The organism is Stenotrophomonas sp. 17(2023) (assembly GCF_030345315.1).
Taxonomy (GTDB): Bacteria; Pseudomonadota; Gammaproteobacteria; order Xanthomonadales; family Xanthomonadaceae; genus Stenotrophomonas; species Stenotrophomonas acidaminiphila.
In genome coordinates this window covers 17,936-39,930 of the sequence record NZ_CP128405.1, presented here as the reverse complement: position 1 = coordinate 39,930, position 21,995 = coordinate 17,936, and the positions used below count along the sequence as shown (strand labels likewise).

Below are 21,995 nucleotides of genomic sequence, written 5' to 3'. Positions count from 1 at the left end.
TCGCTGCCGGCGGTATCCGCCGGCGGCAGGGCAGGGAACCCGCGCCAGGCGGTGATGTTAGCCCGAGACGGCGCCGTGGGCCGGAAACGGCGCCTGGCTGTCGCGGCCGGCCCGGCTCAGCCGCGCAGCAGTGCCGGCAGCCACAGCGACAACTGCGGGAAGAACGTCACCACCAGCAGTACCCCCAGCCCGGCCAGCCAGAACGGCCAGATCGTCTTCATGCTCTGGCCCACGGTGATCTTGCCGATGGCCGTGCCGATGAACAGCACCGAGCCCACCGGCGGCGTCACCAGGCCCAGGCCGCCGGTCAGCACCAGCACCAGGCCGAAGTGGATCGGGTCGATACCGTAGGCTTTGGCCACCGGCAGGAAGATCGGGGTGCAGATCAGGATCATCGGCGCCAGGTCCATGAAAGTGCCCAGCAGCAGCAGCATCACCACGATCATCAGCAGCACCATGAATTTGCTGTGCGCGAACGACTGCAGGAACGCCACCGCCGCCGCCGGTACCTGCAGGTAGGCCAGCAGCCAGCCGAACACCGCCGCGGTGGCGATCACGAACAGGATCACGCCGGTACTGCGCGCGGCATGGATCACCGTGTCCAGGAACGCGCGCCAGCGCAGCTGCCGGTACAGCACGGTGGTGACCAGCAGCGCGTAGACCACGGCGATGGCCGCCGACTCGACCGCGGTGAAGATGCCGGCGCGGATGCCGACGAAGATCAGCGCCACCAGCCCCAGGCCGGGCAGCGCGGCGACCAGCCGCAGCAGCACCGCGCGCAGGCCCGGGAAGGCTTCCACGCCGTAGCCGCGGCGCCGCGCCACCGCGTAGCCGGTGACCATCAGCACCACCGTCATCAGCAGTGCCGGCACCACGCCGGCGGCGAACAGGTCGGCGATGGACAGGCCGCCGCCGGCCGCCGCCGAGAACAGGATCAGGTTGTGCGAAGGCGGCACCAGCAATGCCACCAGGGCCGCGGTGATGCTGACGTTGACCGCGAAATCGCGGTCGTAACCGCGCTGGACCATCTGCGGGATCATCGTGCCGCCCACCGCCGACACATCGGCGATGGCCGAACCGGAGACGCCGCCGAAGAACAGCGAGGACAGGATCGAGACCTGGCCCAGGCCGCCGCGCAGGCGCCCGACCAGCGACGCGGCCAGCGCGATCAGGCGCTCGGAGATGCCGCCGCGCATCATGATCTCGCCGGCGAAGATGAACAGCGGAATGGCGATCAGCGAGGCCGAACCGGTGCCGGCCGAGATCTGCTGCACCAGCACCACGCTGGGCAGGTCCAGGTAGAGCAGGGTGGCCAGCGCGGCGGCGGCCAGCGCATAGGCGACCGGCACGCCGATCAGCAGCAGCGCGGCGAACACGGCGAACAGGATTGCGATGCCCATGGTTCAGCGGTCTCCTTCGATGGCGGCCGGCTGCAGCGCCAGCCACAGCCGGTTCAACGCGAACACCACCATCAGCGCGCCGCCCAGGCTCAGCGGCAGGTAGTTCACGCTCTGCGGCAGGTTGGCGCCGGCGGTCTTGATGTGCAGGCCGTCGATCCACAGCACCCAGCCCCACCAGGCGATCACCGCGCCGATGGCGGCCACTACCAGTGGCACCAGCGCATCGACCACGCGCCGCACCAGCGGGTTGAGGTGGTCGGCCAGCAGGAAGAAGCCGAAGTGGCGGTGGGTATGCACGCCGGCGGCCGCGCCCATGCTCATCGCCGTGCTCAGCAGCAGCAGGGTGACCGGCTCGGTCCAGCTGGGCGAATCATTGATCACGTAGCGGGCGAACACCTGCCAGCCCTGTACCACCACCAGCCCGAGCAGGGCGACGACGGCAACGTGGATGACGACGGTGGCCAGGGTTTCCAGCGCGCGCTGCGGGCCGGCCTGGGTACTGCGGGAAGTGGCTTCGGTCATCGCTGCGGATCCTCAGGCGAAATCGCGGATGCGACGGTGCAGGGCGGCGATCTCCGGCTGCTGCAGGTAATCGCGCAGCAGCGGGGCGGCAGCCTCGCGGAACGCGCCGATGTCCACCGCGTTGGCCTTCACGCCGTGGGCCAGCACCGCCTGCCGCGCCTTGTCCTCGGACGCATCCCATTCGGTGCGCATCACCTGCACCGACTGCCGCGCCAGGTCCAGCAGCAGCCGGCGGTCGCCGGGGGCCAGCGCGTCGAAGCTGCGCCGCGACATCAGCAGCACGTCCGGCGCGTACGAATGCTGGCTTTCCGACCAGTAGTGCGCGGCCTCGAAATGGCGGCTGGAGTGGAAGCTGCGCATGTTGTTCTCGGCGCCGTCGATCATGTGCGTCTCCATGCCGGAGAACGTGTCGCCCAGCGACATCGGCGTCGGGTTGGCGCCGAACAGGCGCATCAGCTGCAGGAAGATGTCCGAGCTGGCCACGCGCAGCTTCAGGCCGTGCAGGTCGCGCGGCGCCACGATCGGGTGCTTGGTGTTGTAGAAGCAGCGCGCGCCCGAGTCATAGATCGCCAGGCCGACCAGGCCGCGCTGCTCGAAGCCGGCCAGCACCGCGTCGGCGATGCCGCCGTCCAGCGCGCGGCGCATGTGCGCGACCGAATCGAATACGTACGGCAGGCACAGCGCGCGGGTCAGCGGGAAGGCATTGTTCAACGCCCCCGAGTAGACGCGGGTGATGTCGATGGCGCCGAAACGCGCCATGTCGATCGCTTCCGACTCGCGGCCAAGCTGGCCGGAGTGGTACTGCGCCAGCCGCAGCCGGCCACCGGTCTCGCGCTCGAGCTGCTGCCCGATCCACCTGACCGCGGTGACGGTGGGGTAGTCGGCCACGTGGACATCGGTGGCGGTGAGCACGCGCCCGTCGCCCACCGCCTGGCGCGCCCCGCCCGAACAGGCCACCAGCGCCGGCGCGGCAAGCGCGCCCAGGCCGGTGGCAAGAAATGTCCTGCGATCGATCATCGTACCCCCTCCACCCATGTCCACCGTATGCGCCGGTCAGCCGGCGGCCACCGCCCTGCAGGCAATCTCGCCGTGGCCCTCGAAGCGGATCACGGCCTGCTGGCCGACCGCAATGTCGTGGATGCCGGTGGCGTTGCCGGTGGCGATCAGGTCGCCACGGCGCAGCGGCCGGCCGCGGCGCGCCGAACGTGCCAGCGCGAACGCATACGCCGCACGCAGGCCGCCGGGCAGGTTGCAGGCACCGCCGATGCCGACCACCACGCCGTCGATCTCGGTGCGCGCCAGCAGGCGTGCTTCATCCAGCCGCGTCCAGTCGGCGATCGCGTTGCCCAGCACCAGGCCGTTGTTGTTGCCGAAATCGGACACCACCACCCGCGGCCCCAGCACGTTGATCGTCGCCAGCGGGCTGCTGGCCACTTCGACCCCGGTGAACAGGCGCGCGGGCAGGGCGGCGGCTTCCTCCGCGGTCCATTCCAGCTTGTCGGCAGGCGCATCGGCGTCGAGCTGCAGCACGTACTCGGCCTCGACCGCGGCAAACCCGCCGGCCCCGGAAAACACCGGGATATCCACGATGCTACCGGTAGCATTCCAGAGCTGACGTGCGAACACCGGGCCGAGCAGGCGCTCGTCGCCGGACGCATCGCGGCGCTCGGGGGCGATATAGCCGACCTTCCAGCCGACCACCGCATCGTCCCAGCGGCCGATGGCCAGGTCCTGCACGCGATAAGCGGTCACCAGGTCGGCCGGGATCCCGCCGGGGAACGCGGCGAGCGAACGCCCGGCGCGGCGCGCGTCCACGAACTGGCGGGCGATGTCGTCCAGCGCGGCGGACGGATCCTGTCGGCCTTGATCGTTGCTCAAGTGGCTCTCCTGGTGGCGTTGCTGCACCGCCCATCGACAGTGCTGTGGGTGCTGTATATGGTAAACCGGTGTCATATGGCAATACGCAACGCATCACGGCCGTCCCCGTTCCGCATCGCGAGAGTACCCATGTCCCTGCTCAGAATCGGCAGATCATTGTTATTCATGGCTTTTATCCTGGCCTACGGGGTTTCCGCCGCTGTCGCGGGCACCGCCCCGGACGGCGAACCGGCAGCGGGATCGGCACAGCGGATCGCGCTGTGGCCGGCTGGATTGGCACCGGGAGACAAAGCGCTGCCGGAGGCCGCCCGCATCGTCGAGCGCAGCGCCGATCCGGCGCTGCCGGACCGCTACATCACCCACGTCAGCGCGCCCTACCTGGTCATGTACCGGCCGGCCCGCCCCAACGGCACCGCGCTGCTGGTGACCCCCGGCGGCGGCTACCAGCGCGTGGTGCTGGACAAGGAGGGCTCGGCGCTGGTGCCGGCCTTCGTCGAGGAGGGCGGCATCACCCTGTTCGTGCTGCGCTACCGCTTGCCGGGCGAGGGCCGTGACGACCGCGATGCGGCGCTGGCCGATGCGCAGCGCGCGCTGCGCCTGATCCGTGCCCGCGCCAGCGAATGGCAACTGGATCCACGGCGCATCGGCGTGATCGGCTTCTCCGCCGGCGGGCACCTGGCCGCACGGCTGGGCAACGGCTTCGGACAACCGGCATATCCGGCCACGGACGCCATCGACCGCACCAGCGCACGCCCGGATTTCCAGCTGCTGGTGTACCCGGTGATCGACATGGACGGCGCCGACACGCACCCCGGCTCGCAACACCGCCTGCTCGGTCCCGATGCGGATGCAGCGCTGCGGCGGCGCTACTCGATGCAGCACCAGGTGCATGCCGACACCCCGCCGACCTTCCTGGTGCACGCCGGCGACGACGCCGCGGTGCCGGTCGGCAACAGCCTCGGCTTCTACGCCGCATTGCACCGGGCCGGCGTGCCCGCGGAACTGCATGTGTTCCCGTACGGCGGCCATGGCTTCGGTACCCGGGGCATCGCCGGGCTGGGCGCCGCCGCATGGCCGCGGCTGGCGCGCGACTGGATCGCCGCACAGGCGCCGGAGCGCGCGCCATGACCGCCCTGCCCGGCGATCCGCGACGGCGGCATTTCCTGCGCGCCGGCACGCTGTGCTCGCTCGGCGCCGGGCTGGCGGCCGCGCTGCCGGCCGCGGCCGCGCGCATGCCCCCGAGCCCGCTCGCCCGCGTGCGCGGGGGCCGTATCGCCGGGCAGACGGAGCACGGCATCCATGTGTTCCGCGGCATCCCGTATGGCGCGGACACCGCCCCCCGGCGCTTCCAGCAGGCCGTACAGGAAGCCCCCTGGCGCGGCGTACGCGACGCGCTGGCCTGGGGCCCGGCCGCGCCGCAGACCAGCGGCGAAGGGCCGGGCAGCGAGGACTGCCTGTATCTCAACGTGTGGACTCCGGCCCTGCGCGACGGTGGCCGCCGCCCGGTGCTGGTGTACCTGCACGGCGGCGCCTACAACAACGGGTCGGGCAGCGACCCGCTGTACGACGGCAGTGCCCTGTGCCGGCGCGGCGACGTGGTGGTGGTCACCGTCAACCACCGGCTCAACGTGTTCGGCTACCTGTACCTGGGCGGGCTCGGCGGCGAGGCGTTCGCCGATTCGGGCAACGCCGGCCAGCTCGACCTGGTGCAGGCGCTGCAGTGGGTGCGCCAGCACGCGGTCGAGTTCGGCGGCGACCCCGGCAACGTCACCGTGTTCGGCCAGTCCGGCGGCGGCGCCAAGATCGCCACGCTGATGGCGATGCCGGCGGCGCAGGGCCTGTTCCACCGCGCCTGGACGATGAGCGGCCAGCAGGTGACCGCCGCCGGCCCGCGCGCGGCCACGCAGCGTGCGCGACGGGTGCTGGAGCACTTCGGCCTGCGCGACCCGCAGGCGCTGCGCACGCTGCCCATGGAGGCGTTGCTGGAAGCGGTGAAACTGCGCGACCCGTCGTGGGTCGAGGACACCGGCCTGTACTTCGGCCCGGTGCTGGACGCGCGCCATCTGCCCACGCACCCGTTCTGGCCGCAGGCGCCGCTGCAGTCGGCCGCCATTCCCATGGTCATCGGCAATACCCGCGACGAGACCCGTGCCTTCCTCGGCCATGACCCGCGCAATTTCGCACTGGACTGGGAAGCGCTGCCGGCGAAGCTGGAGCGCGAACAGTTCGTGGACCTTCCCGCGTCGGAGGTGATCGCCGCCTACCGGCGGATGTACCCGCACTACACGGCGTCGGAGGTGTTCTTCGCCGCGACCACCGCCGGACGCTCGTGGCGCGGTGCGGTGGAGGAACTGGAGGCGCGCGCGCGCCAGGGTGCGCCGACCTGGGCCTACCAGCTGGACTGGTACGACCGTGGCGGCGACGCCGACCGGCTGCGTGCCTTCCACACCCTGGACATCCCGCTGGTATTCCACAACACCCGCCAGCCCGGTTCGCGCACCGGTGCCACCGCATCGGCCACGCGCATGGCCGATGCGATGAGCGATGCGCTGCTGGCGTTCGCCCGCCATGGCGATCCCAACCATGGCGGGCTGCCGCACTGGGCGCCGTACTCGCTGCAACGCCGGCAGACCCTGGTGTTCGACGACGACAGCCGCCTTCAGGATGATCCGCGCGGCGGCGAGCGCCGGCTGTACGCGCAGGTGCCGTTCGTGCAGCGCGGCACCTCATGAGCCACACATGCCACCCCGCCATGAGCGGCAGCGAACGGTTCGTTCACCGTTTTGCCCTAGACTGGCGGCATGATTTCAGATGCAAATGGTTACTTCGACTTCAGCGGGCGCGAGCGGCTGGTGGCGGCCATCGACGCCGCGCTGGCCACGGCTGATGTCGCCACCGCGGTGGCGCGGGTCGAACAGGTGCTGCGGCAGGCCATCGCCGACCCGGCGATCGTGCTGCCGGATTGCGTGCACGAGCCGATCAGCGACCACTACGCGCGCCGTGAGCTGTACCGCAGCGCGCGCCATGGCTACAGCATCATCGCCATGACCTGGGGGCCGGGCCAGGGCACGCCGCTGCACGACCATGACGGCCTGTGGTGCGTGGAGGGCGTGTGGCAGGGCACGCTGCTGATCACCCCGTACCGGTTGTGCGAAGACCACGGCGACATCGCCCGGCTGCAGCCCCTTGCCGCCGTGGACGGCGCGCGCGGCAGTGCCGGCAACCTGATCCCGCCGGATGAGTTCCATGTGCTGTGCAACGCCAGCGACGATGAGATCGCGATCTCGGTGCATGTCTACCAGGGGCCGATGGAGCACTGCACGGTGTTCGTTCCCGAGCCCGGGATCACCGACGGGTACCGGCGCGAGCGCCGGGTGCTGCAGACCGATACGCGGTGACGCCGGTCCCCCTTCTCCCGCCGGGAGAGGGGGATGGCCGGCATTGCCGGCGGTGCGCGACGCCTACCGCAGCGGCAGGCGGTTGTTGAGCCGCGTCACTTCCTCGATCCCGCCTTCCTGCATTACCCGCACACTGGCGCCGCTGCGCTGGAAACCCGGCGGCAACGCCAGTTCCACCGTGGTCGTGCGCGGCTGCAGGTCCGATGGCGCTTCCAGCGCCGGGATCGCAACGCGCGCCACTTCGCGGCCGCGTGCATCCTCCACCCATGCAAACCCGGGCCGGGTGGCGACATGGCCGAGGCTGTGCACGGTCAGCCGCACGCGCCCGTCCTCGACCTGCAGGTCGCCACGGCCGATGCCCAGGTCGGCGCGGGTTTCCACCGGCGTGCCCGCCGCGATCCGCTCGAACTCGAACACGTGCGCCTGCTTCGGTGCGAAACGCAGGGCGGTGGATGCGCTGCGCTCCAGCTCCACCTCGCGCACCTGCGGCTTGCCGTCGATCCGGTCGTCGCCGTCGCGGTCGATGCCACTGCTGATGCGCCAGGTGCCGGCGGCGATGTTCCAACCGGTCATCGTCGCTTCCAGCGGCACGTCTGCCATGTTCCAGGCGATCACCTTGAAGCGTTCGCGCGAGGGCGCGTGCACCAGCAGCGCCACCTGCTCGGCGGCCCCGGGCCGGGCGAAGCGCCAGCTCACGGTGTGCCCGGGGAAGCTCTGGTTGCGCTTGAGTGCGATGCCGCCCAGGCGCAGGCGCTGCAGGAATTCGCTCGGCGCCTCGACGCGGTCGCTCCACCAGTGGCCCTCGGTGTTCATGTACTCGCGCTGGGCCTTGGCCTGGATGCCTTCGGCATGCAGGGCTTCCAGATACGATTTGTCGCCGCTCAGCTGCCACGCCGTGACGGCGGCGAAGCCGGTGTCGCCCTTGTCGGCGGCGGCGACCAGCTGGCGGCCCCAGTCCTGCTGGCGGCCCAGCACGTCGATGAAGTTCTCGCCCAGGTTGGCCAGCGCGCCGGGGCCGCCGCGCTGCACGCGGTAGTCCAGCGCCTGCAGGTACTTGTCATCGCCACTCCAGCGCCAGGCCGCCCAGAACGTGTGCATGACGTCGCCAGCGCCCGAACCCTGGTTCAGTTCGCCACCCCGGGTCTTGCCGGTGGCCCAGTTGATCTCGTTCGGCAGCGTCCAGCGGCCGGTGTCGTCGGTATGGGCGTGGGCGAGGTAACTGTCGGCCAGGCCGGTGACCAGCGCGCGGCCGGTGCGATCGGCGTTGTATTCGCCCATCAGGAACGCCGGGTGCAGCGCCGGGAACGAATAGGGCTTCTGCCATTGCCAGTTCGGCTCGCGGTAGACCTTGTTGCCACCGAACCAGTTGCTGGAGAACAGCAGGTGGCCCTGCGGGTTGCGCAGGATGATGCGCTCGTCGAACGCGCGCACCGTGTGCATCAGCCGCTCCACGGTCAGCGGGTCGCCCCAGTTGAGGTAGAGCATGGCGCTGTTGGCGTTGATGCCTTCCTCGTAGGCGTGCAGTTCGTCGGTCTCGATGGTGCTCAGGCCGTTGGCGAACATGCCGTTGCGGTACACCGCGTCGGACAGCGCGGTCAGCGAGGCATTGAGGCGCTCCGGCTCCACGCCCATCAGCGCCAGCCCCGGCCACTGCTGGGTCAGGTCGGTATCGTCGGAAATGCCGCCGCCGAAATCGCCGTACTCGACCTGGCGGCTGTCGATCCACCAGTCGACGAAGCGGCGCACGCGCCTGAGGTCCTCCACCTGGCGAAACGCCCACAGCGGCACGCCCGCGGGCGGCTGCGGCTGCTGGAACGGTGGCCGGCCCTGGCTGTTGTAGCTGATGTAGTTCCAGTACAGCCGGCCCAGCGCGTGGTCGGGGTCCACCCGCAGCAGGTCGCTGAGGTCGGCGTACACGCGCGCATACAGGCGCTGGCGCTTGGAAGTGGTGTGCTCCTCGACCAGGAAGCCCCAGTTGTCGCGCACCTGGTTGAAGCGGTCGGCCAGGTGTTCGGCAAGCGCCTGGCGGCGGTCCTTGAACACCAGCCGCAGTTCGGCGCCATCCAGCGCGGCGGCATTGAAGCCGGGCGCGGCCGAGGCGATGGAGATCCACAGGCTGTCGGCGGTAAGGATCCGGTCGCGCAGGTCCAGCCATAGCGTGCGCGGCTGCCCGGGCCGTACCGAGACCGACACGTCGATCATGTCGCGGGCCGGCCAGATCGGGTCCTTGATGCGGATGTTCAGCGGGATCACCGCGCCGTCGGGGCCGTCGTGGGTGGCCGCCAGGTCCAGCGCCGGCAGGTCGATGGCGATGCCGTCCAGGCCATCGTGCATGTTCTCCCAGCTGTGCGCCCAGCTGCGGATCAGCGGCTGTGCCGCCGGCGCGTCGCCGACCCCGGATGGCACCAGTACATGCACGATCGGCTGCGGCCGTGCCGGCAGCGAATCGGCCGTGCGCCGGCGCGACCCCGCGCCCTTGGGCAGGGCCATCACCACGCTGCGCTCGTCGGGGGCGAAGCGGCCGTCGATGTAGTCGCGCAGCGCGGCGATGTTGGTGTAGTCCGGCAGCACCCGGCTGTCGATCAGGTAGCGCTGCTTGACCGTGCCCTGCGGCTCGGCGGCAGCGCTGACGTGGTAACCCCATATCTCCTGGATCGGTGTTTCCTGTTCGACGTTGGAAAAGCGCAGCGTGCCGCCGGTCTGCGTGGCGAACCCGTCCACGCTGCGGACCATGCCGCGGGGCCGGGTGAACAGGGTGCCGGCGCTGCCGCGCAGTTCGCCGTGGGCCGCGCCCCGGATCTCGATGCGGTTGATGGCTTCGCCATCGGGCACGGTCAGGTCCAGGTGCTGGCCGCCCTCGACATAGGTGTTCCAGTCCGGCAGCTGGAAGTAGTCGTTGCGGCCGGGCAGGCGCGAGCGGTTGTAGACGCCCGGCCAGGTGGTCTCGGCGATGCCGTCGGTGCCCTTCCACATCCACTGTTTCTTGTCGCGGACATCGGCGAACTCGACCTTGCGGATCGTGGTCACCGCCGCCTCCAGTACCGGCGGCGGCGCGCCGTCCCAGCCATGGCGGTGCCACCAGGCCCGTTGCGAGGAGGACGCGGTGCCCTCCTGCGCCCGTGGCGCGTCGTTGCGCGCCAGCGCGGCCACGTCGCTGGTGGCGAGCATGCGGTCGTAGACGCGGATCTCGTCGAAGTCGCTGCCGCGCAGGAAGTTGTAGCGGCTCTGCACCTGGTACGGCGCCATCACCCGCCCGGCCAGGCCGAGCTGGTCGAGCGCGGCGTCGTAGTCGCCGGTGGTGTCCACGCGCGCCACCTCGCGGCCGTCGAGGAACAGGCGCACGCCCTCGTCCTCGTCCCAGGCGAAGGCGATGTGCTGCCATTGTTCGGGCGACGGGTTGCGGTCCAGGCGGAACGACACGCGGGTCCGCGCGAGGTTGGCGTCGGTGACGAAGGCGTCGAAGCCATGGCCGTTCCAGTCGATGCGCAGCCAGGTCATGTCCCAGCTGCTGTGGTCGGCGTAGCCGACGCGGAAGATCACGAACGGGGCCTCGCCCACGGCGTAGCGCGAGCGCCAGAAAAAGGACAGGGTGCCGCGTTCGGCACGGATGTTGCCCGGTGCGTTCCACGACAGCACGCCGTCGTCCTCCCAGCGGATCGCGCGGCCGTGGGCGCCATCGTCGACCAGGCTCACCCTGTCCTGGAAGTTGGGGACGGCATCGCCCTGCGCCTGGTCGGCGACGAAGCCGTGGTCGGCCGATACGCGGAACAGCAGGTTCGGCGGGGAAGAAAGCGCCGCCGCCGGGAGAGCGGCGGACAGCGCCGAAGCCAGCAGCAGCAGGCGGAGCGGGGAGCAGGCGTTACGTGGTGACATCGGGCGTCTCTTGGAAGCGCGCGGCGGTTGCCTGCGCCGCGCGCGGTGGGCCAAGTTAGCGACGCCAACGCGTCATCACATCCTGCGTCGCACCATCGGCTGGCTCCCGGCAACACGCCGGGAGCGCAGCCATGATCAGAACCGGTAACGCAGTCCCAGGGTATAGGTGCGTCCGGTCTGGCTGTACTCCAGCGGCAGCGACACCGACGGGTTGGCCACCCACGATTCCTGTGCCTCGTTGGTCAGGTTGGCGCCTTCCAGGCTCAGCTCCAGCTGGTCGCTGATGCGGTAGTGGATCGACGCATCTACGATGGTGGTGCCGCTCTGGCCATGCACGCCGTTGGCGTCGCTGTTGAAGCCGGCCTCGGTGCCCGGCACCTGGATCAGGTAGTCGTTGCGGTTGGTGGCCGAAACACGACCGGAGAAACGCTCGCCTTCGTAGAACAGCGTCGCGTTCCACGAATTCTTGGACTGGCCGGTCATTGCCGCCTTCTGTGCCGTCGCACCGGAGGACAGCAGGTACTGGATGTCCGAATCGACGTAGGTGTAGTTCAGCTGCGTGCCCAGGTTGGACCACTTGCCCGGCAGGAAGGTGAACGGCTGCACGTAGTTCAGCTCCACGCCCTGCAGCTTGCCGCCCGGGGTGTTGACCGGCACGGTGAAGGTGAACTCGTCGCTGGGGCTGGCGTTGAGGTTGTCCAGCAGGCTGGCCGGCAGACCGCTGTCGGCGTAGACGCGGGTTTCGCGGGTGTTCTGGATGTAGCTGCCGATGTCCTTGTAGAACAAAGTGGCACCGAGCATGGCGCCTTCGTCGAAGTACCACTCCAGGCCCAGGTCGTAGCTCTTGGCGCGCACCGGGTCGAGCATCGGGTTGCCGCCGCTGACCGTCTTGGCGCTGCCGCTGACGTTGACGGTCACGCCCGGGGTCAGGCTGCCCAGGCCGGGACGCGACATCACCTTGGCCGCGGCGAAGCGCAGCAGGAAATCCGGGGTGAGTTCGGCCACCACGTTCAGCGAGGGCAGGGTGTCGTTGTACTCGCGGGTCACGGTGGTGGCCAGCGGGGTGCCGCTGGCGGTGGCGATGCCCGAGGAGGTCTGCTTGGTGCGGACATGGCGCACGCCGACGTTGCCGTACACCGGGATCGAACCGATCTCGGTGGAGAACTTGCCCATCAGCCAGCCGCTGCGGTCCTGTTCCTCGACGCCACGCATGCTGGCCGCGTAGTCGGCCAATGCGTAGATCCCTTCGCCGTTGAGGACACCGAACATACTGGCGATGGCGCCGAAGTTGGGCACCACCCACGTGCCGGGCGAGCCGGCCAGGCCGCCGAGGCTGGCCAGCTCGGTCATGTCGGCAGGCACGATCTTGTTGCCGGTGCTGAAGTTCGGCACCGCGGTCTCGTTGCCGACACGCCGGCGCTCCATCGAATCGAAGCTGTAGTTCTTGCCCTGCACGCCGCCGCTCAGGGTGAACGAAGGGCCGATGACCCACGAGAAATCCAGCTCGCCGTTGTGGAACTCGTTGGTCACGTAGTTCTGGCGCAGGCGGATCGTGGACAGGGTCCAGCCGTTCGGATCGGTCGGGCTGACACCGTAGTTGAACACCGGCTTGTTGGCGTTGCCACGGTAGTCGTAGCTGTAGCCCTTGACGTTGAGCTTGTCCATCATGATGGTCGCCTGGACCGGGTTGTCATGCTTGGACCGCGAGGTGCCGACCCTGCCGCTGAGGGTGAAGCTGTCGGTCAGCCTGTGCTCGCCGTCGAGGCTGACCTGGTAGAAATCCGTGCTCCATTCGTCGTGGCGGTTCTCGGCGCGGATATCGACGTTGTCCATCTGCGCGTAGACCAGGGCGCCGTTGCGCACCTCGCCGGCATTGACCAGGATTTCCCGCTTGCCCAGTGCGTCGGACTTGCTCAGGCCATTGGCCTCGATGTACTTCTCGTCGCGCTCGGCGTCGATCTTCGAGTACAGCGCATCGAGGCTGAAGGTGGTGCGGTCGCTGGGCTTGAACTGCAGCGAGCCAGTCACGCCCAGGCGCTTCTGGTCGTGCTCCATCAGCGTGTAGCGGGGGAACCGCGGCGCATAGACGTCGGACTTCAACGCCTCCTTGAACGCGGAGTTCGGATTGAAGCCGCCATTGGTGGTGCCGCCGGCCCAGCGCACGGTGCCGGTGCCTTCCTCCACGGTCTCGCGCTCGGAGTACGCCACCGACAGCAGCGCGCCGATCTTGCCGTCGGCCCAGCTGTTGGCGATCAGGCCGGCGAAACGCGGCATCGCCGCCTGCGAGGCGTCGTTGTAGGCGGTCTGCACGTTGGTCACGAGGGTGAAGCCGTCATAGTCGAACGGCCGTGCGGTGCGCAGGTCCACGGTGGCGCCGAGCGAGCCTTCCTCGACGTCGGCCGAGGCGGTCTTGCGCGCGATCAGCTGCGAGAACAGGTCCGAGGCGAATACGTTGAAATCGAAGCCGCGGCTGCGGTTGGTGCCGCCCTGGCCGTCGCTGCTGCCGACGGTGCTCAGCGCTTCCATGCCGTTGATGCGCACGCGGGTGAAATCCGGACCCAGCCCGCGCACGGTGATCTGGCGGCCTTCGCCGCCATCGCGGGTGATGACCACGCCGGGGATGCGCTGCAGCGATTCGGCCAGGTTGCTGTCGGGGAACTTGCCGATGTCCTCGGCGACCACGGCGTCGACCATGCCGGCTTCGCCGCGCTTGATGTCCAGCGCCTTCTCGACACTGGCGCGGTAGCCGGTGACGGTCACCGTGTCCAGTTCGGTGGCGGCGGCGCCTGCGTCCTGGGCGGCGGCGGCGCCGGCCTGCAGCGCCAGCGCGATCGACAATGCGAGCAAGGTAACCGGTGTCTTTTTCTGCTTGCTGTGTGGATACATGTGTTTCCCCCTCTCCAAAGGTTTACATGCGAAGCGGCGATTCCTGTAGTGCCAAAGGCATATGACACCGCTAGTCAAAACCGAAAGTAGCAGGAGCTCCGGGAGGGAGCATCTTGCACTGCAACAGGCGGGGAAATGCCCGCAACCCCTTGTCTTTGGGACATTACGGCGCCGATATCGACAGGGACAAGGGACATTTCGGCGTGTATGACACCGATGGTCAAACTATCGTGCCATCATTCCCGCCCGTGTAGACCGCGACAGGAGTCCCGATGAGTTCCCCCCGTGTTGTCTGTTTCGGCGAGCTGCTGCTGCGGCTCGGCGCCCCCGGCCACCAGCTGCTGCTGCAGACCCCGGCGCTGGAGGTGCATTGCGGTGGCGCCGAGGCCAACGTCGGCGTCTCGCTGGCGCACTTCGGCCATGACGTGGCGATGGTCAGCGTGGTCGCCGACAACCCGCTGGGCGCGGCGGTCGGCGGCGAGCTGCGCCGGCACGGGCTGGATACCACGCGGGTGCGGCGCGGCGACGGCCGCATGGGCCTGTATTTCCTGACTACCGGCGCCGGGCACCGGCCCAGCGAGGTGGTCTACGACCGCGCCGATTCGGCCTTCGCCAGCGCGCGCGCCGACAGCTACGACTGGCCGGCGCTGCTGCGCGGCGCACAGTGGCTGCACCTGTCCGGCGTCAGCCCGGCGCTCGGCGCCGAGGCGGCGCAGGCCACCCTGGCGGCCGCGCGCGCGGCCTGCGCGGCGGGCATCAAGGTGTCGTTCGACGGCAATTTCCGGCCGAAGCTGTGGGAGCGCTGGGGCGGTGACGCCAGGGCGATCCTGCATGATCTGTTCGACTGCGCGCATATCGTGTTCGCCGACTACCGCGACATCGGCGTGGTGCTGGGCGGGCAGTTCGCGCAGGCCGACGCACGGGCGCGCGTGGACGCGGCCGCGGCGATGGCATTCGCCGCATTCCCGCGGCTGCAGTACATGGCCTGCACCCAGCGCACCGCGCACAGCGCCGGCCACCACTCGCTCGGCGCGATGCTGCTCGGCCGCGACGGCACCCGCGCGGTCGCGCCGGATGCGGAACTGACCGGCATCGTCGACCGCATCGGCGGCGGCGACGCGTTCGCCGCCGGCGTGCTGCATGGCCTGATCGAGGGCTTCGACGCCGACGCCACGATCCGCTTCGGCCTGGCCGCCGGCTGCCTGAAGCATTCCATTCCCGGCGATTTCAACCCGGTCGGCGTCGCCGACGTGATGGCCCTGGTGGGCGAAGGAAAATTCGATGTCCGGCGCTGATCCGCGCGTGCGCGCTGTCCTGAAACTGGCACCGGTGATCCCGGTGTTCACCCCCGGGTCCATCGACGATGCCGTGCAGGTGGCGCAGGCACTGTTCCACGGCGGCCTGCCGGTGATCGAAGTGACCCTGCGCACGGCCACTGCCATGGACGCGATCAGGGCGATGGCCGAAGCGGTGCCCGACGCGGTGATCGGTGCCGGTACCGTGCTCGACGCGCGGCAGATGGCGCAGGTCAAGGCCGCCGGTGGCCGCTTCGCGGTCTCGCCGGGCGCCACCGACCGGCTGTATGCCGCCGCGCGCGATACCGACCTGCCGTTCCTGCCGGGCGTGGCCACCGCATCGGACCTGATGCGCGGGCTGGAGCAGGGGCTGGACACGTTCAAGTTCTTCCCCGCGGTACAGGCCGGCGGCACGGCGATGCTGGCGGCGTGGAACGGCCCGTTCGGCGACGTGCGGTTCTGCCCGACCGGCGGCATCGGCGTACAGACCGCCGCGCAGTTCCTGCACCTGCCCAACGTGCTGTGCGTCGGTGGCTCGTGGCTGACCACGCGCGATCTGCTGGCGGCGCGCGACTGGGCCGGGATCGAACGCCTGGCGCGCGAGGCGGCACTGCTGGCCGGCTGAACCGGCGACCGTCCGTCGGCCACCGCGCCGTTGCTTCCAGGGCGTGATCACGATCAATGCGGTGGCACGCGGACGGCGCGAGAGTAGGCGCGTTCCCCCACGGAGATCGCGCATGGACAGGACAATGAAGGCCGCGGTGGTGCGTGCATTCGGCCAGCCGCTGGTCATCGAGGAAGTACCGGTACCGCGCCCGGCGGCCGGTGACATTCTGGTGAAGATCGAAGCGTGCGGCGTCTGCCACACCGACCTGCACGCCGCCGAGGGCGACTGGCCGGTGAAGCCGGAGCCGCCGTTCATTCCCGGCCACGAAGGCGTCGGCCACGTGGTCGCAGTGGGCGAGGGCGTCCACCATGTCCGCGAGGGCGACCGCGTCGGCATTCCCTGGCTGTACTCGGCCTGCGGCCATTGCGAACACTGCCTCGGCGGCTGGGAAACGCTGTGCGAAAGCCAGCGCAACACCGGCTACTCGGTCAATGGCGGGTTCGCCCAGTACGCGCTGGCCAACGCCGATTACGTCGGCCACCTGCCCGACAGCGTGGGCTTCGTCGAGATCGCACCGGTGCTGTGCGCCGGGGTGACCGTCTACAAGGGGCTGAAGGTCACCGACACCAAGCCCGGCGACTGGGTGGTGATCTCGGGCATCGGCGGGCTCGGCCACATGGCCGTGCAGTACGCGCGGGCGATGGGCCTGAACGTGGCGGCGGTGGACGTGGACGAGGGCAAGCTGGCACTGGCGCGCCGGCTCGGCGCGACGGTCACCGTCGACGCCCGCGCCACCGACCCGGCGGCATTCCTGAAAAAGGAGATCGGCGGCGCCCATGGCGCGCTGGTCACCGCGGTATCGCCCAAGGCGTTCGCGCAGGCGCTGGGCATGGTCCGGCGCGGCGGCACGGTGTCGCTCAACGGCCTGCCGCCCGGCGACTTCCCGCTGGACATCTTCGGCATGGTGCTCAACGGCATCACCGTGCGCGGCTCCATCGTCGGCACCCGCCTGGACCTGCAGGAGTCGCTGCAGTTCGCGGCCGACGGCAAGGTCGCCGCGACCGTCTCCACCGATACGCTGGACAACATCAACGCGGTGTTCGCGCGCATGCGCGCCGGCCAGATCGAAGGGCGCGTGGTCCTGGACATGAGCGCCTGACCGTCCATGCATGGCCGCCGTCGCCCGCTTCCCCTCCCGTGGGCGCGGCGGCCGTGCATCGCCGCCTCAGTGCGGTGACCACTGCCATTCCAGGCCGAGGGTCCAGCTGCGGTCCGGGCCGGGTTCGTAGTAGCGGCGGTTGCCGTCGTTGACGATGACCGAACCGATGTAGCGCCGGTCCAGTACGTTGTCCACGCGCGCGAACAGGCGCAGCGGGCCGCTCGCGGTATGCCACTGGCGGGCCGCTTCCAGGTTCACGAGTGCGTAGCCCGGCGCGCGTCCGTCGCCCAGGTCGGTGCTTGTGGTCGCGCCCGCGGCCACGGTCTCGGCGGCCAGCTGCCAGCGATCCGGCCGCCAGTCCCAGCGCGCCTGCAACAGCTGGCGCGGCACCCCCGGCAGCGCGGTGCCGGGTGCCACTGGATTGCGCGGCGCGGTGCACGGCGCCGGCAGGCCCGAGCAGGTCAGGTAGCCCTCGCGCACACTGGCCTGCAGCCACGTCCATGCCAGCTGCAGGTGCTGGGCCTCGCCGATCGGCTGCCGCCAGCCCAGTTCCATGCCGCGGCGGCGGGTGGCGCCGATGTTGCGGTAACTGCTGCGGCCGCCGCTGTTGCTGGCGACCGCCAGTTCGTCGTCGGTATCGGTGTGGAACAGCGACAGGTCCAGCCGGGTGCCGGCCTGGGTGCGCCACTTGGCGCCGAGTTCGAGGGTGCGGCTGGTGGCCGGCGACAGGTCCAGCGCCAGCCCGGCACCGCCATCGGCGCGATAGCCCAGCTCGTTGAAGGTCGGCGTTTCGAAACCGCGCCCGGCCGATGCGTACAGGCGCAGGTCCTGGCCTGCACGGAACACCAGCCCCGCTACCGGGGTGGTGGCGGTGTACTGGCGGCGGCCGCTGTCGTCCGGGTTGCCGGCTGCGATGTAACGGTCGTCGGAGCGGAAGTCCACCCGGCTGTGGCGCGCCCCGGCCAGCAGCGACCAGCGCGGTGCGAACTGCCACCAGGCCTGCGCGAACGAATCGACGTTGCCGACCCGGTCGCGCTGGTCGCGACGCAGCCGGCCGCGGACGCCCAGCACGTCGCCGACGAAGTTCTCGTGGCCGCTGCGGTGCTGCCGCTGGCGGTCGGCGTTGGCGCCGATCACCAGTTCCAGCGGGCGCGCGGCCAGGGTGCCGTGCCAGGCCCAGCGTGCATCCACGCCGCCGTAACCACCGTCCAGGTCGATCACCCCGCCAGCATGCAGCGCATTGGCCTGCGCCGCGGGCGGGATGGCCAGGAACTGCGCCACGGTGCGCTGCCCGGCATAGGCCATCAGCCGCCAGGTCTGGCGGCTGCGCTGCAGCGTGTACACCGCGCCGGCCTGCGCCTGCCGCACCGACTTGCGGGTGTCGTACAGGGAGGCGACGGCAGTGGCCTGGCGCGGGTCCTCGCGCACCTGCGTGCGGTCCAGGCCCAGCGGGTCCTGCGCGCGCGGCGCATCGAGCACGTTGAACAGCAGGTCCAGGCGCTGGCCCGGCGCCATCTCGAACCCGAGCCGGGCGTTGAGCGATTGCCGCCGCGCCGCACTGTGCCGGCGCCAGCCGTCGGTGCGGTAGTCGCTGGCGGCGACGTTGTAGCGCATGGCACCGGCCTGGCCCCGCAGCTGCAGGCCCAGGCTGCGGCTGTTGTCGCTGCCGGCACTGGCACGCAGCCGCCAGGGGTCGCCCGCCTGGCCATCGGCGCTCCACAGCTGCACCACGCCGCCGGAGGAGTTGCCGTACAGCGCCGAGAACGGTCCGCGCAGCACGTCGATGCGTTCGGCGCCAAGCAGGTTGAAGTGCGACAGCTGGCCCTGGCCGTCGGGCATGGTCGCCGGCACCCCGTCCACCAGCAGCCGCACGCCGCGCACGCCGAAGGTGGAGCGCGCACCGAAGCCGCGGATCGACAGCTGGGTGTCCTGCGCCAGGTTCTGCCGCTCGCGCGCCAGCAGGCCGGGCACCCCGCCCAGGGCCTCGGACACCAGCATGCCGCGGCCATTGCCATGGGCGTCCACGTCCTGGGTGGTGATCGACGCGGGCAGGTCGAAATCGTCCACCGCATGCACCCGCGCCGCCTGTACCTGCACCGCGTCCAGGATCGCCGGGGCCGGCGCCGCCAGCGCCACCACCGGCAGCGCCGCTGCCACTTCCATCACCGGGAACCACCGCCTGCGTCGCTTCATGCCGGCATCATCGCCGATCGCCGCCAAGCGGTGGACCGTGCGCGACGGTTCCGCCTGAAACCCCCTGCGGCCAAGCGCCCCCGGCCCTGTTAGGATGGGGCGGTTTGACCGCGCTGCGCGGTCGTCCCGAAGTTCCCCCTCCCGCCACCGTGACGAGTACCGCCGTGTCCTTCTTTGCAAACGTGGAACAGGTTCCTGGCGACCCGATCCTGGGTCTGACCGAGGCCTACAACGCCGATCCGCGCCCGACCAAGGTCAATCTTGGCGTCGGCATCTATTACGACGAAGACGGCCGCATCCCGTTGCTGCGCGCCGTGCAGCTGATCGAACAGCAGCTCGCCGCCGAGGCCAAGCCGCGCGGCTACCTGCCGATCGACGGCCTGCCGGCCTACACCCAGGCCACGCAGAAGCTGGTGTTCGGCGAGGGTTCGGAACTGATCGCCAGCGGCCGCGTCGCCACTGCGCAGACCATCGGCGGCAGCGGCGCGCTGCGCGTGGGCGCGGACCTGCTGCACAGGCTGCTGCCGCACGCCACCGTGGCCATCAGCAACCCGAGCTGGGAAAACCACCGCGCGGTGTTCGGTGCCGCCGGCTTCGAGGTGGTCGATTACACCTACTTCGACAACGCCAGCCACGGCCTGGATTTCGCCGGCATGATCGCCGACCTGCAGAAGCTGCAGCCCGGCACCGTGGTGCTGCTGCATGCCTGCTGCCACAACCCGACCGGCGCCGACCTGGACACCGCGCAGTGGCAGCAGGTCGCCGCGCTGCTCAAGGACCGCCAGCTGTTCCCCTTCATCGACATGGCCTACCAGGGCTTCGACAAGGGCATCGAGCAGGACGGCCAGGCCGTGCGCATCATCGCCGAGGCCGGGATCGACAGCTTCATCGTCGCCAACTCGTACTCCAAGTCGTTCTCGCTGTACGGCGAGCGCGTCGGCGCGCTGTCGGTGGTCGGCCCGGATGCGGCCTCGACCAGGGCCGTGCAGTCGCAGGTCAAGCGCATCATCCGCACCATCTACTCCAGCCCGTCCACCCACGGCGCCGCGCTGGTGGCCGGCGTGCTGGGCAGCGCCGAGCTGCGCGGCATGTGGGGCGCCGAGCTGACCGCGATGCGCGAGCGCATCCACGCCCTGCGCGCCGGCATGGTGCAGAAGCTGGCCGCCCTGGGCGCGCCGGAGTTCGGCTTCATCCAGCAGCAGGCCGGCATGTTCTCCTATTCGGGCCTGAGCAAGGCGCAGGTGGACCGGCTGCGCGACGAGTTCGGCATCTATGCCGTCGGCACCGGCCGCATCTGCGTGGCCGCGCTCAGCCAGAACAACCTGGACTACGTCGCCAAGGCGGTCTACGACGTCAGCCGCGGTTGATCCGCGGCCGACGCCAGGATCCGGAAAAGCCCGGCCACGGCCGGGCTTTTTCATGCCCGGCTGCGTCGGCTCAGGCAGGTACCAGCCAGGTCGTGGCCGCCGCGCCGGCCACCATCGCCGCCAGCCCCGCGCCGACGGCGACGCCGTAACGCGGCCCGCCGCTGGCGAACGCCAGCACCGACTTGGCCAGCGAGGCCGAAGCCAGCAGCGCCACCACGCCCCAGCGCGCCGCGTCCAGCTGCAGGCCGCCGGACGCGTTCAGGCTGGCGATGCCGGCCGCGGCTGCGTGCAGTTCGCCGAGAGCGGCAATGGTCGCGCCCACCAGCGCCCCGGCCTGACCGAATACCTGGCGCAGCCATTCGGACACCAGCAGCACGGCGGCGATCACCAGCGCGATCATCACCGCATGGCCGAGGCGCAGTGCCTTGGCGGTGGCGGTACGCGGCACCGCCTCTTCCTTCACGTGGCGCAGGCCCAGCAGCGAGAACGCCAGCAGTGCCAGCGCGGCGGCCAGCAGCGGCCAGGCGCTGGCGCGCAGCAGCGCCGGCGACGTGGTGCCGATCACCGCCGCGAACAGCATCAACGAGGCCAGGTTGGCCAACAACGCCGCCGACGCCGACGGACCCACCAGCACGGCCGCCACCCTGCTGCCGCGGCCGAAGCCGGCCACCGCCGCGGTCGACGAGGCGAAGCCCGAGAAGAAGCCCGCCATCGGCAACCCCCAGCGCGCGCCGACCATCCGCAACGCCAGGTGGCCGAGCATGCCCACCCCCATCACCAGCACCACGATCTGCCACAACTTGGACGGCACCAGCACGCCCCAGGGGTCGATCGCCTCGTCCGGCAGCAGTGGCAGCACCACCAATGCACTCGCGGCGAGCAGCAACGCGTCGCGCATCTCCTGGTCGCTGATCACATCGCGGCTCAGCCGTGCCAGCGGCGCCTTGGCCCACAGCAGGATGGCCACCACCACCCCGAGCGCCGCCGCCAGTTCCGGCGCGTCGAACGCGAGCCCGCCGAGCAGTACGGTGAGCAGCAGCGCGATCTCGCCGGTCAGGCCCGGGTCGGCGCGCGCGGTGATCCGGTAACTGCTCCACGCCAGCAGGGCGGCCGCCAGCAGCACGACCAGGAATACCGCCTGTCCGAAGGCGATGCCCACGGTCCCCATCAACGCCAGCAGGGCGTGGGTACGCACTCCTGCCTGCAGCGTGGTGGCATTGCCATGCTGGCGCTCGCGCACGGCGCCGATCAGCAGGCCGATGCCGAGCGCCGCGGGCAGACTCTGCGTTGCCTGCTCCCAGTCCATGTCCCCTCCCTCCGGAATGCCCATTTTAAGCCAGTACCGGCAGGCCCCGACGGCGCGCGCCGGTCTCCAGGGACGACATCGCGTGGCCGCCGCCATGCCCTGCCAGGACAG

The 21,995-nt window shown here is 70.3% G+C and carries 15 protein-coding genes; 7 read left to right on the top strand and 8 right to left on the bottom strand.

The window, feature by feature from the left end; all coding sequences use genetic code 11:
- Positions 1–116 precede the first annotated feature (116 nt).
- Genes QQA12_RS00155 through QQA12_RS00140 form a run of 4 tightly spaced genes read right to left on the bottom strand, consistent with a single transcriptional unit; the run spans position 117 to position 3,800 of the window.
- The gene (locus QQA12_RS00155) at positions 117–1,400 is read right to left on the bottom strand and encodes a TRAP transporter large permease (RefSeq protein ID WP_054661299.1); all 1,284 of its coding nucleotides are present in this window, start codon (positions 1,398–1,400) and stop codon (positions 117–119) included.
- Between the two features lie 3 nt (positions 1,401–1,403).
- Positions 1,404–1,922: a TRAP transporter small permease gene (locus QQA12_RS00150; protein WP_054661296.1), complete on the bottom strand. Its 519-nt coding sequence runs from the start codon at positions 1,920–1,922 to the stop codon at positions 1,404–1,406.
- Positions 1,923–1,934: 12 nt separating this feature from the next.
- Positions 1,935–2,939 carry a TRAP transporter substrate-binding protein gene (locus QQA12_RS00145; protein WP_082595104.1) on the bottom strand — a complete coding sequence of 335 codons (1,005 nt, stop codon included), beginning with the start codon at positions 2,937–2,939 and terminating at the stop codon, positions 1,935–1,937.
- 36 nt (positions 2,940–2,975) lie between these two features.
- Positions 2,976–3,800 (bottom strand): 2-keto-4-pentenoate hydratase, encoded by an 825-nt coding sequence (locus QQA12_RS00140; RefSeq protein WP_226049910.1) that lies wholly within the window; start codon positions 3,798–3,800, stop codon positions 2,976–2,978.
- A gap of 165 nt (positions 3,801–3,965) precedes the next feature.
- Here QQA12_RS00140 and QQA12_RS00135 point away from each other — a divergent pair, with 165 nt between their 5' ends.
- The 3 genes from QQA12_RS00135 to QQA12_RS00125 all read left to right on the top strand — a co-directional run bounded on the left by QQA12_RS00135 (position 3,966) and on the right by QQA12_RS00125 (position 7,198).
- Positions 3,966–4,928 (top strand): alpha/beta hydrolase, encoded by a 963-nt coding sequence (locus tag QQA12_RS00135; RefSeq protein WP_226049909.1) that lies wholly within the window; start codon positions 3,966–3,968, stop codon positions 4,926–4,928.
- Positions 4,925–6,532 (top strand): carboxylesterase/lipase family protein, encoded by a 1,608-nt coding sequence (locus QQA12_RS00130; RefSeq protein ID WP_226049908.1) that lies wholly within the window; start codon positions 4,925–4,927, stop codon positions 6,530–6,532. The genes QQA12_RS00135 and QQA12_RS00130 overlap by 4 nt, the downstream gene beginning before the upstream one ends.
- Before the next feature lie 69 nt (positions 6,533–6,601).
- Entirely contained in the window at positions 6,602–7,198 is a 597-nt protein-coding gene (locus QQA12_RS00125; RefSeq protein ID WP_226049907.1) for a cysteine dioxygenase family protein, read from the top strand.
- A 63-nt stretch (positions 7,199–7,261) separates the two neighbouring features.
- Here the strand turns inward: QQA12_RS00125 and QQA12_RS00120 are convergent, their stop codons facing one another.
- Positions 7,262–11,071, bottom strand: a complete 3,810-nt coding sequence (locus QQA12_RS00120) for a LamG domain-containing protein (RefSeq protein WP_226049906.1) — start codon at positions 11,069–11,071, stop codon at positions 7,262–7,264.
- A 135-nt stretch (positions 11,072–11,206) separates the two neighbouring features.
- Entirely contained in the window at positions 11,207–13,957 is a 2,751-nt protein-coding gene (locus QQA12_RS00115) for a TonB-dependent receptor (RefSeq protein ID WP_226049905.1), read from the bottom strand.
- A 272-nt stretch (positions 13,958–14,229) separates the two neighbouring features.
- Here QQA12_RS00115 and QQA12_RS00110 point away from each other — a divergent pair, with 272 nt between their 5' ends.
- The 3 genes from QQA12_RS00110 (at position 14,230) to adhP (ending at position 17,018) form a co-directional block, all read left to right on the top strand.
- On the top strand, positions 14,230–15,252 hold the full coding sequence (locus QQA12_RS00110; RefSeq protein ID WP_226049904.1) for a sugar kinase: 1,023 nt from the start codon (positions 14,230–14,232) through the stop codon (positions 15,250–15,252).
- Positions 15,239–15,877: a bifunctional 4-hydroxy-2-oxoglutarate aldolase/2-dehydro-3-deoxy-phosphogluconate aldolase gene (gene eda / locus QQA12_RS00105; RefSeq protein WP_226049903.1), complete on the top strand. Its 639-nt coding sequence runs from the start codon at positions 15,239–15,241 to the stop codon at positions 15,875–15,877. Before QQA12_RS00110 ends, eda begins: the two co-directional genes overlap by 14 nt.
- A gap of 112 nt (positions 15,878–15,989) precedes the next feature.
- A complete protein-coding gene (gene adhP, locus QQA12_RS00100; RefSeq protein ID WP_054661274.1) occupies positions 15,990–17,018 on the top strand; it encodes an alcohol dehydrogenase AdhP in 1,029 nt (342 codons plus the stop codon).
- Between the two features lie 66 nt (positions 17,019–17,084).
- On the opposite strand, the gene QQA12_RS00095 is transcribed toward adhP, so the two are convergent.
- The gene (locus tag QQA12_RS00095; protein ID WP_226049973.1) at positions 17,085–19,181 is read right to left on the bottom strand and encodes a TonB-dependent receptor; all 2,097 of its coding nucleotides are present in this window, start codon (positions 19,179–19,181) and stop codon (positions 17,085–17,087) included.
- Between the two features lie 194 nt (positions 19,182–19,375).
- Here QQA12_RS00095 and QQA12_RS00090 point away from each other — a divergent pair, with 194 nt between their 5' ends.
- Complete coding sequence (locus tag QQA12_RS00090; protein WP_226049902.1) at positions 19,376–20,578, top strand: amino acid aminotransferase; 1,203 nt, start codon at positions 19,376–19,378, stop codon at positions 20,576–20,578.
- Between the two features lie 70 nt (positions 20,579–20,648).
- Here the strand turns inward: QQA12_RS00090 and QQA12_RS00085 are convergent, their stop codons facing one another.
- The gene (locus QQA12_RS00085) at positions 20,649–21,884 is read right to left on the bottom strand and encodes a DUF4010 domain-containing protein (RefSeq protein WP_054661268.1); all 1,236 of its coding nucleotides are present in this window, start codon (positions 21,882–21,884) and stop codon (positions 20,649–20,651) included.
- Between the last annotated feature and the right edge of the window lie 111 nt (positions 21,885–21,995).

Bases quoted from the DNA above. Each gene is read 5' to 3' on its own strand.
- QQA12_RS00155 (WP_054661299.1), bottom strand. From the start codon at position 1,400: ATGGGCATCGCAATCCTGTTCGCCGTGTTCGCCGCGCTGCTGCTGATC.
- QQA12_RS00150 (WP_054661296.1), bottom strand. From the start codon at position 1,922: ATGACCGAAGCCACTTCCCGCAGTACCCAGGCCGGCCCGCAGCGCGCG.
- QQA12_RS00145 (WP_082595104.1), bottom strand. From the start codon at position 2,939: ATGATCGATCGCAGGACATTTCTTGCCACCGGCCTGGGCGCGCTTGCC.
- QQA12_RS00135 (WP_226049909.1), top strand. From the start codon at position 3,966: ATGGCTTTTATCCTGGCCTACGGGGTTTCCGCCGCTGTCGCGGGCACC.
- QQA12_RS00130 (WP_226049908.1), top strand. From the start codon at position 4,925: ATGACCGCCCTGCCCGGCGATCCGCGACGGCGGCATTTCCTGCGCGCC.
- QQA12_RS00125 (WP_226049907.1), top strand. From the start codon at position 6,602: ATGATTTCAGATGCAAATGGTTACTTCGACTTCAGCGGGCGCGAGCGG.
- QQA12_RS00120 (WP_226049906.1), bottom strand. From the start codon at position 11,071: ATGTCACCACGTAACGCCTGCTCCCCGCTCCGCCTGCTGCTGCTGGCT.
- QQA12_RS00115 (WP_226049905.1), bottom strand. From the start codon at position 13,957: ATGTATCCACACAGCAAGCAGAAAAAGACACCGGTTACCTTGCTCGCA.
- QQA12_RS00110 (WP_226049904.1), top strand. From the start codon at position 14,230: ATGAGTTCCCCCCGTGTTGTCTGTTTCGGCGAGCTGCTGCTGCGGCTC.
- eda (WP_226049903.1), top strand. From the start codon at position 15,239: ATGTCCGGCGCTGATCCGCGCGTGCGCGCTGTCCTGAAACTGGCACCG.
- adhP (WP_054661274.1), top strand. From the start codon at position 15,990: ATGGACAGGACAATGAAGGCCGCGGTGGTGCGTGCATTCGGCCAGCCG.
- QQA12_RS00095 (WP_226049973.1), bottom strand. From the start codon at position 19,181: ATGGAAGTGGCAGCGGCGCTGCCGGTGGTGGCGCTGGCGGCGCCGGCC.
- QQA12_RS00085 (WP_054661268.1), bottom strand. From the start codon at position 21,884: ATGGACTGGGAGCAGGCAACGCAGAGTCTGCCCGCGGCGCTCGGCATC.